Origin of the sequence: Streptomyces syringium (genome assembly GCF_017876625.1) — a bacterium.
Taxonomy (GTDB): domain Bacteria; phylum Actinomycetota; class Actinomycetes; order Streptomycetales; family Streptomycetaceae; genus Streptomyces; species Streptomyces syringius.
Map to the genome: position 1 here is coordinate 1,495,209 of NZ_JAGIOH010000001.1, position 12,028 is coordinate 1,507,236.

Annotated in this window: 11 protein-coding genes and 1 riboswitch; of the genes, 1 reads left to right on the top strand and 10 read right to left on the bottom strand. The window is 71.7% G+C overall.

Features of this window, described 5'->3' with window-relative positions:
• Positions 1 to 24 precede the first annotated feature (24 nt).
• From JO379_RS06530 to ribD, 10 genes are all read right to left on the bottom strand, one after another.
• On the bottom strand, positions 25 to 1,269 hold the full coding sequence (locus JO379_RS06530) for a hemolysin family protein (RefSeq protein WP_245381398.1): 1,245 nt from the start codon (positions 1,267 to 1,269) through the stop codon (positions 25 to 27).
• Entirely contained in the window at positions 1,266 to 2,612 is a 1,347-nt protein-coding gene (locus JO379_RS06535) for a hemolysin family protein (RefSeq protein ID WP_209514318.1), read from the bottom strand. The genes JO379_RS06530 and JO379_RS06535 overlap by 4 nt, the downstream gene beginning before the upstream one ends.
• A 197-nt stretch (positions 2,613 to 2,809) precedes the next feature.
• Entirely contained in the window at positions 2,810 to 3,274 is a 465-nt protein-coding gene (locus tag JO379_RS06540) for a PH domain-containing protein (RefSeq protein ID WP_207303853.1), read from the bottom strand.
• Between the two features lie 62 nt (positions 3,275 to 3,336).
• Positions 3,337 to 4,185 carry an ATP phosphoribosyltransferase gene (gene hisG / locus JO379_RS06545; protein ID WP_130876830.1) on the bottom strand — a complete coding sequence of 283 codons (849 nt, stop codon included), beginning with the start codon at positions 4,183 to 4,185 and terminating at the stop codon, positions 3,337 to 3,339.
• A gap of 103 nt (positions 4,186 to 4,288) precedes the next feature.
• Positions 4,289 to 4,561, bottom strand: coding sequence for a phosphoribosyl-ATP diphosphatase (locus tag JO379_RS06550; protein WP_087929011.1), 273 nt, complete (start codon positions 4,559 to 4,561; stop codon positions 4,289 to 4,291).
• 33 nt (positions 4,562 to 4,594) lie between these two features.
• On the bottom strand, positions 4,595 to 5,080 hold the full coding sequence (ribH, locus tag JO379_RS06555) for a 6,7-dimethyl-8-ribityllumazine synthase (RefSeq protein WP_130876831.1): 486 nt from the start codon (positions 5,078 to 5,080) through the stop codon (positions 4,595 to 4,597).
• 90 nt (positions 5,081 to 5,170) lie between these two features.
• Complete coding sequence (locus tag JO379_RS06560) at positions 5,171 to 6,451, bottom strand: bifunctional 3,4-dihydroxy-2-butanone-4-phosphate synthase/GTP cyclohydrolase II (RefSeq protein WP_130876832.1); 1,281 nt, start codon at positions 6,449 to 6,451, stop codon at positions 5,171 to 5,173.
• Entirely contained in the window at positions 6,448 to 7,101 is a 654-nt protein-coding gene (locus JO379_RS06565; RefSeq protein WP_130876833.1) for a nicotinamide mononucleotide transporter family protein, read from the bottom strand. The genes JO379_RS06560 and JO379_RS06565 overlap by 4 nt, the downstream gene beginning before the upstream one ends.
• Positions 7,098 to 7,715 (bottom strand): riboflavin synthase, encoded by a 618-nt coding sequence (locus JO379_RS06570; RefSeq protein ID WP_209514320.1) that lies wholly within the window; start codon positions 7,713 to 7,715, stop codon positions 7,098 to 7,100. The genes JO379_RS06565 and JO379_RS06570 overlap by 4 nt, the downstream gene beginning before the upstream one ends.
• A gap of 1 nt (position 7,716) precedes the next feature.
• Positions 7,717 to 8,829, bottom strand: a complete 1,113-nt coding sequence (ribD, locus tag JO379_RS06575) for a bifunctional diaminohydroxyphosphoribosylaminopyrimidine deaminase/5-amino-6-(5-phosphoribosylamino)uracil reductase RibD (RefSeq protein ID WP_130877071.1) — start codon at positions 8,827 to 8,829, stop codon at positions 7,717 to 7,719.
• A 185-nt stretch (positions 8,830 to 9,014) separates the two neighbouring features.
• Positions 9,015 to 9,145, bottom strand: a riboswitch (FMN riboswitch).
• Positions 9,146 to 9,564: 419 nt separating this feature from the next.
• Between ribD and JO379_RS06580 the strand changes: the two genes are divergently transcribed.
• Positions 9,565 to 11,970 carry a chitinase C-terminal domain-containing protein gene (locus JO379_RS06580; protein WP_307841909.1) on the top strand — a complete coding sequence of 802 codons (2,406 nt, stop codon included), beginning with the start codon at positions 9,565 to 9,567 and terminating at the stop codon, positions 11,968 to 11,970.
• The last annotated feature ends 58 nt before the right edge of the window (positions 11,971 to 12,028 follow it).

Here is a 12,028-nt window from a genome sequence, read left to right on the forward strand (position 1 = left end):
CCCGTCCCGCCCTCGGCCTCAGCCTCAGCCGGCCATCGCGTCCCGCTCCGCGGGGATGGCATCCCTCTCCTGGGACCTCTCCTGGGACCTCTCCTGGGAGCCTTCCCGGAGCCTCTCGTCGAGCCGCTCCTCGGACCTCTCCTCGGGCAGCGCGGCGAGGGCTTCGGCCGGCATCGCGGCCGCCGCGCGGGGGCGGTTCAGCCGGGTGCCGGGCGGGGCCTCGGCCGGGCGCGGGGACGCCCTCCGGTGCGCGGGGTCACGGACCTCGCCGACCAGCATCTCCAGCACGTCCTCCAGTGCGACCACGCCCAGCACCCGCCCGGAGGCGTCGGTGACGGCCGCCAGGTGCGAAGCCGCCCTGCGCATCACGGTCAGCGCGTCGTCCAGGGGCAACTCCGCCCGCAGGGTCTCGACCCGCCGCCAGACGTGCTGGGGCACGGCCCGGTCCCGGTCCTCCAGGTCCAGGACGTCCTTCACATGCAGATAGCCCATGAAGGCGCCGCCGGGCGCGCGGACCGGGAAGCGGGAGTAGCCCGTCCGTACGGTCAGCTCCTCGATCTGCCGGGGGGTGACCGTCGGGGCGACGGTCACCAGGGTGGCCGGGTCCAAAAGGACGTCGGTGACCGGGCGGCTGCCCAGCCCCAGGGCGTCCTCCAGGCGCTCCTGCTCGGCCGGTTCGAGGAGTCCGGCCTGGCGGGAGTCCTCGACCAGATGGGTGAGCTGCTCACTGGTGAAGACCGCCTCCACCTCGTCCTTGGGCTCGACGCGGAAGAGCCGGAGCACCCCGTGCGCGCACGCGCCGAGGAGGGCGGTGACCGGCCGGCAGAGCCGGGCGAAGGTCACGAGCCCCGGGCCCAGCCACAGGGCCGCCCGGTCGGGGGCCGACATGGCCAGGTTCTTCGGCACCATCTCACCGATGACCAGGTGCAGGAAGACCACCAGGGCCAGGGCGATGACGTAGCCCAGCGGGTGGATCAGCCCCTCGGGCAGCCCCACGGTGTGGAAGAGGGGCTCCAGCAGCTTCGCGACGGTCGGTTCGGCGACCGCGCCGAGCGTCAGCGAGCAGACGGTGATGCCGAACTGGGCCGCGGCCATCATCTGCGGCAGGTTCTCGAGCCCGGTCAGGACCGTACGGGCCCGGGCGGAGCCCTCGGCGGCCCGGGGCTCGATCTGGCTGCGGCGCACGGAGACGAGCGCGAACTCCGCACCGACGAAGAAGCCGTTGGCCAGCACCAGCAGCAGGGCGAAGAGGAGTTGCAGCACGCTCATCGCGATCCCCCCAGCGGTGCGGGCACCGCGGCGGTGCGCAGGAGACGTACCCGCTCGGCGCGGTGGTGTCCGACCTGGCGCACCGAGAGCCGCCAGCCGGGCAGCTCGGCGGTGTCACCGGGGGCGGGGATGCGGCCGAGCAGGTCGGCGACGAGTCCGGCGACGGTCTCGTACGGGCCGTCCGGCGCCTCCAGGCCGATGCGGCGCAGGGTGTCGACCCGGCAGCCGCCGTCGGCGTCCCACGCGGACCGGCCCTCCTCGCAGGGGACGGGGGCCAGTTCCGGAAGGTGGGCGTCCGCGTGGTCGTGCTCGTCACGGACCTCGCCGACCAGCTCCTCGACGATGTCCTCCAGGGTCACCACCCCGGCCGTGCCGCCGTATTCGTCGACGACGACGGCTATCGGCTGTTCGCTGCGCAGCTGCTCCAGCAGCGGCTGCACGGGCAGCGTCCCGGGGACCAGCATGGGGGCCACCGCGATCCGCCCGACCGGGGTGCGCAGCCGTTCGTGACCGGGCACCGCGAGGGCGTCCTTGAGGTGGACCATGCCGACGACCTCGTCCAGCCGCTCGCGGTAGACCGGGAAGCGGGAGAGGCCGGTGGCGCGGGTGAGGTTGAGGACGTCCTCGGCGGTCGCCGAGGACTGGAGGGCGCTGACCTTCACCCGGGGCGTCATGACGTGCTGGGCGGTCAGGTCTCCGAGGGAGAGGGTCCGCACGAAGAGGTCGGCGGTGTCCTGCTCCAGGGCGCCGGCCCGGGCCGAGTGTCGGGCGAGCGAGACGAGTTCGCCGGGGGTGCGGGCGGAGGCCAGCTCCTCGGCGGGCTCCACGCCCAGGGCGCGCACGAGCCGGTTGGCGACGGTGTTGAGGAGGGTGATCACGGGCCGGAAGAAGTGGGCGAAGGCGCTCTGCGGGCCGACGACGAAGCGTGCGACCTGCAGTGGTCTGGAGACCGCCCAGTTCTTGGGCACCAGCTCGCCGATGATCATCTGCACGGCGGAGGCCACCAGCATGCCGATCACGACGGCGACGCCCGGGGCGGCGCCGTGCGGCAGGCCCGCCGCGCCGAGCGGCCCGGTGAGCAGATGGCCGAGGGCGGGCTCCGCGAGCATGCCGACCACCAAGGAGGTGATGGTGATGCCCAGTTGGGTGCCCGAGAGCTGGAAGGACAGCTCCCGCAGGGCCGCGACCACGGAACGGGCCCGGCGGTCACCTTCGGCCGCGGCCCGTTCGGCCGCCGGCTTGTCGACGGTCACCAGACCGAACTCGGCGGCGACGAAGAAGCCGTTCGCGAGGATGAGGAGCAGTGCCGCCGCGAGCAGCAGCAGTGACACGATGATACTCATGACGCCGCCTCGCGGTGGGGGGCGGCGCAGGTACTACAGGACGATCCGTCCATTGCCGGAGGGATTCACTCCTTGGTTCGCAGGTGCTCCCGCGCGTGCCGCGCGGGGAACGCGGCCGCTTCGGTGCGGGGCGGGGCAGGTCGTGCCCGTGGCACCAGAGTAATCAAGGAGTCCCCGACGGGGGCGGGCAACCACCCTCAGGTCGCGGAGGTACCGGTTCCGAATGTCTCGGCGAGCGAGCGGAGGGCGCGGGCGTCGGCGATCGCCCGGTCCTTGGAGACACCGGGCTGGATGCCCATGGCCGGCAGGCTGGTGCCGTCGGCGAGGTCGAGGTGGACCCAGGCGTCACCGGCGCGCAGATTGACCCGGACGATCTCCGCCCAGGCCAGCCGGCGCTTCGTCGTCAGGTTCACGACCGTCACCCCGTCGCGCGTGGCGACCACCTTGGGGCGGCTGAGCAGCGCGAGCACGCCGAAGACCAGCAGTCCGGTGCCGATGAAGGAGGCCCGGTCCCCCGGGTTCAGGGCCGGCAGCGCCAGCGACATCACCGTCAGCACGGCGAGCAGGGCGGCGCCGATGCTGAGCAGCACGATCCGGGTGCGGGTCGGGCGGAAGACGACCGGCAGGTCCGGCAGGCCGGTCGGGGGTACGGGGGAAGGCACGGCGTACGTTCTTTCGCGGTCGGGCCGGGCCGGCTCCACTCGGCGCCGGCCCGTGCGCGGAATCAGAGGCGGCAGGCGTGGATGCCCGTGGTGAGGATGGCGCGGGCACCCAGCTCGTACAGCTCGTCCATGATGCGCTGGGCATCGGTGGCCGGGACCATCGAGCGGACGGCGACCCAGCCCTCGTGGTGCAGCGGGGAGACGGTCGGCGACTCCAGGCCGGGGGTGAGGGCGACGGCACGCTCCACGTGCTCGACCCGGATGTCGTAGTCCATCATCACGTAGCGGCGGGCGACGAGGACGCCCTGCATACGGCGGAGGAACTGCTGCACCTTGGGGTCATCGGCGGGGGCACCGGCGCGCCGGATCACGACGGCCTCGGACTCCAGGATCGGCTCGCCGATGATTTCCAGCCCGGCGTTGCGCAGGGTGGTGCCGGTCTCGACGACATCCGCGATGATCTCGGCGACGCCGAGCTGGATGGCCGTCTCGACCGCGCCGTCGAGGTGCACGACGGAGGCGGCCACGCCGTGGTCGGCGAGGTGCTTGGTGACCAGGCCGGAGAAGGAGGTGGCGACGGTCATCCCGCCGAACTCGCTGACGTCCGTGGCCGTGCCCGGGCGGGTGGCGTAGCGGAACGTCGACCCGGCGAAGCCGAGCTGCATGATCTCCTCGGCCTGCGAACCGGAGTCCAGCAGCAGATCGCGGCCGGTGATGCCGATGTCGAGCTTGCCGGAGCCGACGTAGACGGCGATGTCACGGGGGCGCAGGAAGAAGAACTCGACGTCGTTGGCCGCGTCGACCAGCACCAGTTCCCTGCGGTCCTTGCGCTGGCGGTAGCCGGCCTCATGGAGCATCGCCGACGCAGGCTCGGAGAGAGAACCCTTGTTGGGAACGGCGATGCGCAGCATGAGGTCGGTTTCCTTTGTGCGTGGGGAATGCGGGACTTGCGGGGAACTGCTGGGGCGTACAGGGGGTGCGGGCGACCGCGGGGCTCGTCGAACGGGCGGGCGTCTACAGATGGGCGTAGACGTCGTCGAGCGAGATGCCCCGGGCGACCATCATCACCTGAACGTGGTACAGGAGCTGGGAGATCTCCTCGGCCGTGGCGTCGGCGCCCTCGTACTCGGCGGCCATCCACACCTCGGCGGCCTCCTCGACAACCTTCTTGCCGATGGCATGGACGCCCTTGTCGACCAGTTCGGCGGTGCGGGAGGTGGCGGGGTCGCCGGAGGCGGCCTTCTGCTGGAGCTCGGTGAACAGCTCCTCGAACGTCTTCTTGGACATGGTGCTCCTACCCTACGGGGTCCGCTCCCGCTGTCAGTGCCAGGGCTCGGAGACCGAACGGAGGATCACCGCCGTGGCGACGGCCGCGGTGACCGCCTCGTGGCCCTTGTCCTCGTTCGAGCCCTCGATGCCCGCCCGGTCCAGGGCCTGCTCCTCGGTGTCGCAGGTCAGGACGCCGAAGCCGACGGGGACGCCGGTGTCGACGGAGACCTGGGCGAGGCCCTGGGTCACGCCCTGGCACACGTACTCGAAGTGCGGGGTGCCGCCCCGGATGACGACGCCGAGGGCGACGACCGCGTCGTAGCCGCGGCCGGCGAGGGCCTTGGCGACGACCGGCAGCTCCCAGCTGCCGGGGACGCGCAGCAGGGTCGGCTCGTCGATGCCGAGGTCGTGCAGGGCGCGCAGGGCGCCGTCGACGAGACCGTCCATCACCTTCTCGTGCCACTGCGCGGCGATCACGGCGACCCGCAGGTCCTGGCAGTTCTTCACACTCAGCTCGGGGGCGCCCTTGCCGCTCACGTCTGTCCTCGGTTTCCTGCTCGTGCCATGGGGCTGTTGTCGGCTGTGGGGGTTTTCAGGTCTCTTGCGTAACGGGAGACGCACGGCGGATCACTGATTGCCGCAGGGGGACACCTCGTCGGTGTCCAGCCAGGGCAGGTCGTGGCCCATGCGGTCCCGCTTGGTGCGCAGATAGCGCAGGTTGTGCTCACCCGCCTGGACGGGCATCGGCTCCCGGCCGGTGACCTTCAGGCCGTGCCGGACCAGGGCCGCGGTCTTGTCGGGGTTGTTGGTCATCAGCCGCAGCGAACGCACCCCGAGATCGGTGAGGATCCGCGCGCCGGCGGCGTAGTCACGGGCGTCGGCCGGGAGACCGAGTTCGAGGTTGGCGTCGAGGGTGTCACGGCCGCCTTCCTGGAGCTCGTAGGCGCGCAGCTTGGACATCAGCCCGATACCGCGTCCCTCGTGGCCGCGGAGGTAGAGGACGACGCCGCGTCCCTCGGCGGTGATCCGCTGCAGCGAGGCCTGGAGCTGGGGACCGCAGTCGCAGCGCAGCGAGCCGAAGACGTCGCCGGTCAGGCACTCGGAGTGGACCCGGACCAGGACGTCCTCGCCGTCGCCGATGTCGCCGGAGACCAGGGCGATGTGCTCGACGCCGTCGACGGTGGAGCGGTAGCCGAAGGCGCGGAAGTCACCGAAGGCGGTGGGCAGCCGGGTCTCGGCCTCGCGCCGGACGGTGGGCTCGGCGGACCGGCGGTAGGCGATCAGGTCCTCGATGGAGATGATCGACAGGCCGTGCTTGCGGGCGAAGGGGATCAGCTCGGGCAGCCGCAGCATGGCGCCGTCCTCGCCCGCGATCTCCACGATGGCGGCGGCGGGGCGCAGCCCGGCGAGGCGGGCGAGGTCGACGCCGGCCTCGGTGTGGCCGTTGCGGACGAGGACCCCGCCGGGCTTGGCGCGCAGCGGGAAGACATGGCCGGGGCGGACGAAGTCGCCGGGGGTGGTGGTGGGGTCGGCGAGCAGGCGGATGGTGGTGGCGCGGTCGGCGGCGGAGATGCCGGTGCTGACGCCGTGGTCCCGGGTGGCGTCGACGGAGACGGTGAAGGCCGTGCGCATCGACTCGGTGTTGTCCCGGACCATCTGCGGCAGGTCGAGCCGGTCGATGTCGGGCTGCTCCAGGGGGACACAGATCAGGCCGCGGCACTCGGACATCATGAAGGCGATGGTCTCGGTGGTGACCTTCTCGGCGGCGACGACGAGATCGCCCTCGTTCTCCCGGTTCTCGTCGTCGACGACGACGACGGGGCGGCCGGCCGCGATGTCGGCGATGGCGCGCTCGACGGGATCGAGGGTGAGGTCCTCGGCCGTGAACCAGCTCTCCAGGACGGTCATGCTGCCACTCCTTCCAGTGCGGGCTTGACGCTCGTGCGCGAGCGCAGCCACCAATCGCGCATGCCCCACAGGACGAGGGCGAGATAGACGACGTAGACGAGACCGGAGAAGGCGAGGCCGCTGTCGAAGGCGAGCGGGACGCCGACGAGGTCGACGAGCAGCCACGCGAACCAGAACTCCACGAGCCCGCGGGCCTGGGCGACCATCGCGGCGAGGGTGCCGACGAAGATGTACGCGTCCGGCCAGGGGTTCCAGGACAGTTCGGGCACGGCGGTGAAGAGGCCGCCGACGGCCAGGGTGCCGACGGCGGTGCCGGCGAGCAGCAGGGCGCGCTCGCGCCAGGTGGCGAAGCGGATCGCGATGGATCCGTCCTGGGCGCGCTGCCGGCCGCGGTGCCACTGCCGCCAGCCCCACAGGGCGACGCCGATGACGAGGAGCTGCTTGCCCACGCCGCCGCTGAGCTGCGCGGAGGCGTAGGCGGCGACGAGGATGAGGCCGGAGAGGAACTGGGCGGGCCAGGTCCATATGGAACGCCGCCAGCCGAGGGCGAGCGCGACGAGCCCGATGGTGTTGCCGATCATGTCGGACCAGATGACGCGCTGGCCGAAGACCTCGAAGGCCTGGCCGTTCAGCCAGTCGACGGCGCTCATGCGACCGGCTCCCCGGGGGTGCGGTCGGCGGTGCCGAGAAGGCGCTCGACGTACTTGGCGAGGACGTCCACTTCGAGGTTGACCGGCTCCCCGACGCCCTTGGCGCCGAGGGTGGTCAGCTCGAGGGTGGTGGGGATGAGGCTGACGGTGAAGAAGTCGGCGCCGGCCTGAACGACGGTCAGACTGATGCCGTCGACGGTGATGGAGCCCTTGTCCACGACGTAGCGGCTGAGCTCGGCGGGCAGGGCGATCTTCACGATCTCCCAGTGCTCGCCGGGCTGCCGCTCGATGATGGTGCCGGTGCCGTCGACGTGGCCCTGGACGAGGTGACCGCCGAGGCGGCCGCCGAGCGCCATGGGGCGTTCGAGGTTGACGCGGGAGCCGGCGCCGAGGGCGCCGAGGCTGGAGCGCTTCAGGGTCTCCGCCATGACGTCGGCCGTGAACGCGCCGTCGGCGGTGTCCACGACGGTGAGGCAGACGCCGTTGACGGCGATCGAGTCACCGTGCTTGGCGCCCTCGGTGACGAGGGGTCCGCGCAGCGTGAACCGGGAGGAGTCGCCGAGGTTCTCGACGGCGACGACCTCACCCAGTTCTTCGACGATTCCGGTGAACACGTCAGTTCCCTTCGGGGGTGGTGGCGGGGACGGAGACAAGAGGGGGGACGAGCGGGACGGCGAGCGGGGTGGCGGTGATCCGCAGATCGGGGCCGAGCCGGGCGACGTCGGTGACGTCGAGGCGCAACGCCCGTGCGATCGTGCCGATTCCGGCGTCGCCGAGGACGGCCGGTCCGGCGCCGAGGAGGGCGGGGGCGAGATAGCCGACGACCCGGTCGACGACCCCGGCCGCGAGGAACGCCCCGGCGAGGGTCGCGCCGCCCTCCAGCAGGACCGAGCGCACCTCGCGGGCGTACAGCTCGGCGAGCAGGGCGGGGATGTCGAGGCCGTTCCCGTCCCGCGGCAGGCGTACGGTCAGGGCGCCCGGCAGGTGGCGGGTGTCGGCGTCCTCGGCGACGGCCACGAGCGTGGGTGCCGCCGCGTCGAGGACCCGGGCCGTGGGCCGGATCGTGGCGTGGGTGTCCACGACGACGCGCAGCGGCTGGCTCGCGCCGTCGATACCGCGCACCGCCAGGTGCGGGTCGTCGGCGCGCAGGGTGCCGGAGCCGACCACGACGGCGTCGGCCTCGGCGCGCAGCCGGTGGACGTCGGCGCGGGACTCGGCGGAGGTGATCCAGCGGCTGCTGCCGTCGGCGGCGGCGCTGCGGCCGTCGAGGGTGGCGGCGTACTTCCACTGCACGAACGGGCGGTGGCGCAGGACCGCGGTGAGCCAGGCGGTGTTGCCGGCCGCGGCCTCGTCGGCGAGGAGACCGCCCGCGGTGTCGACCCCGGCGGCCTCGAGGGTTGCGGCCCCGCCGGTGGCGGTGGGGTTCGGGTCGGCGACGGCGTAGACGACGCGCCGGATGCCCGCGTCGATGAGCGCCTGGGCGCAGGGCCCCGTGCGGCCGGTGTGGTTGCAGGGTTCGAGGGTGACGACGGCGGTGGCACCGGTGACGTCGTGACCGGCTTCCGCTGCGTCGCGCAGGGCCTCGACCTCGGCGTGCGGACCGCCGGCGCGGCGGTGCCAGCCCTCGCCGAGCGTGCGGCCCGCGGCGTCGAGGACGACGCAGCCGACGACGGGGTTGGGGCTGGTGGAGCCAAGGCCGCGGGCGGCGAGCGCGATGGCGCGTCGCATCGCTTCGGCTTCGGTCACGGTGCCCACCGGGGTCCTCCTGCCTCTTCGGGCACGGACTCCGGGGCTGTCGTACGGGACGACGAAGAGCGGGTACACCGCAACGGGGAGATACACCGAAGGTCAGGATGGAGCCGTCGTCCACGAGGGGACGGACCACCTTGCGACGGTGTGCCGATGCGTGCCCGCCGCGCACTGCCTCCCATCCGGACTTTAACCGTCGGTCCAGGAATTTCACCTGGTCAACCGGCCGCTGGCTGCGGACGGGTCGCGGACTGTAACCGCCGGTTCGGACTTTCACCGACCCCGGAGTGCGCTGCGTAAAAAACTTTCGACCTTATGGTACATGGCGTCTGACCTGCGGGTTTGATCATTCCGCAGCTCCGACGACTCCGAGCGTACGCCGCCGGGCGCCGCGATGTCCACGGGGATTTGACACGGCGCCCCCGAGCTGGACCCCGACTGGACGGGAGCTGGACCAGGGCTGGACCGGAGCTGGACGGCCGCCCGACCGGTCCCGGGCGACCACGGCGGCGACCCTCGGCAGGCAGCCCGGATTCCGCTTACTGACCCGCCGTTCAGGACTTGGTTCAGACCTATTGACGCACTGGTCTAGTCCTCTTAACCTCTGCCACACCTCCGAGGAGACGGCCCGCCGGTCTGCGCAGACCACGGGCCACAGCACGTCGCACCCCCCACGCACCGCTCAGCCGAGCCCCCCACTGGAGGAAACCGATCGTGTTGTTCCACAAGAGACCCCGCAGGAGACCCCACCCGTCAGCCCTTCCGGGCCGGACCCGCATCACCCTCGCCGCGGCCGGCGCCGCCGTCACCGGACTGCTGCTCGGCACCCTCACGGCGACCGCCTCGCACGCCGAGGACCAGGCAGCCTGCCGCCCCGACGGCCTCTACGCCACCCCGGGCGTGAACGTCCCGTACTGCTCGGTCTACGACTCCGCCGGCCGCGAGAAAATGGGCGCCGACCACCAGCGCCGCATCATCGGCTACTTCACCGGCTGGCGCACCGGCAAGGACGGCACCCCCGCGTATCTCGCCTCCGACATCCCGTGGGACAAGGTCACCCACCTCAACTACGCCTTCGCGCACGTCGACGCCGGCAACAAGATCTCCGTCGGCGCCGACGGCGCCGCCAACCCCGCCACCGGCATGACCTGGCCGGGGGTGGCGGGCGCCGAAATGGACCCGGCCCTCCCCTACCGCGGCCACTTCAATCTGCTGAGCAAATTCAAGAAGCAGCACCCGAACGTCCGGACGCTCATTTCGGTGGGCGGCTGGGCGGAGACCGGCGGCTATATCGACGAGAACGGGAAGCGCGTCGACGCCGGTGGTTTCTACCGCACCGCGACGAACGCCGACGGCTCGGTGAACCAGGCCGGGATCGACACCTTCGCGGACTCCGCCGTCGCGTTCGTCAAGAAATACGGATTCAACGGCGTCGACATCGACTACGAATACCCGACGTCCATGAAGGACGCCGGGAACCCCAAGGACTGGGCCCTCGCCAACGCCCGGCGGGGCGGTCTCAACAAGGGCTACGCGGCGCTGATGAAGACGCTCCGGGAAAAGCTCGACCGGGCCGGCGCCGCGGACGGGAAGCACTATCTGCTGTCCGTCGCCGCACCGTCGTCCGCGTATCTGCTGCGCGGCATGGAGACGTACCAGACGACGAAGTACCTGGATTACGTCAACGTGATGTCGTACGACCTGCACGGCGCCTGGAACGAATTCGTCGGGCCGAACGCCGCGCTGTACGACGACGGCAAGGACGCGGAACTCGCCAAGTGGGGCGTCTACTCCACGGCACAGTACGGCGGCACCGGATATCTGAACGGCGACTGGGCGTACCACTACTTCCGCGGGGCCCTGCCCCCCGGGCGGGTCAATCTCGGTCTGCCCTATTACACCCGCGGCTGGAAGAACGTCACCGGCGGTACGAACGGCCTGTGGGGCACCGCGAAGGCCACCTCCTGTCCCGCCGGCTCCGGCCTGACCAGCTGTGGTGACGGCGCGGTCGGCATCGACAACCTCTGGCACGACAAGGACGACGACGGCAAGGAGTCCCCGGCCGGTTCGAACCCGATGTGGCACGCGAAGAACCTGGAGAAGGGCGTCGTCGGGGACTACGCCGGAAAGTACGGATTCCCGGCCGGCACCAAGCTCACCGGCAGCTACACCCGCCACTACGACACCACACTGACCGCCCCCTGGCTCTGGAACGCCGAGAAGAAGGTCTTCCTCTCCACCGAGGACGAGCAGTCGGTCAAGGCCAAGGCCCAGTACGTGGTCGACAAGGGGCTCGGCGGCACGATGATCTGGGAGCTCGCGGGCGACTACGACTGGAACGCCGCCAAGGGGCAGTACGAGGTGGGCGACACGCTCACCACCGCGCTGTACGACGCCTTCAGGTCCGCCCCCGGCTACGGCGACCGGCGGGCCACCACCGCGATGCCGGCCGAGGCACTCGACCTGGAGGTGAGCCTCACGAACTTCCCGCTCGGCGACTCCAACTACCCGATCAACCCGAAGGTCCGCATCACCAACCGCACCAAGGCCACCGTCCCCGGCGGCTCGGAGTTCCAGTTCGACTACGGCACCTCCGCACCGGGCAACGCCAAGGACCAGTCCGGCTGGGGCCTGAAGGTCGTCCGCAGCGACCACACCGCCTCGCACAACATCGGCGGCCTCAAGGGCGACTACCACCGGGTCTCGGTGAAACTGCCGGACCGTCAGCCGCTCGCACCGGGGGCCTCGGCGGACCTCGACTTCGTCTACTACCTGCCGGCCGCCACCCCCTCGAACTGGACCGTGAGCTTCGGCGGGAAGACCTACGCCCTCGCCGGTGACCTGGCACGCGGCACGACCGTCGTCGACCCGGGCGGCCCCACCCCGACCCCGACCGCCACCCCGACGGCTTCCCCCACACCGACACCCACCCCGACGCCCACCGCCACCCCCACCGGCGGCGCCTGCGCGGCACCGTCCTGGAACAGCGCGAACGCCTACAACGGAGGCGCCACCGTCTCCTGGAAGGGCCACTCCTGGAAGGCCAAATGGTGGACGCGGGGCGAAGAGCCCGGCACCACCGGCGAATGGGGGGTGTGGCAGAACCTCGGCAGCTGCTGAGGTCCACCCGTCCCCCACCGGCCGGCCCCGGGGCGCCCTCCCGCCCGTTCCCCCGGGG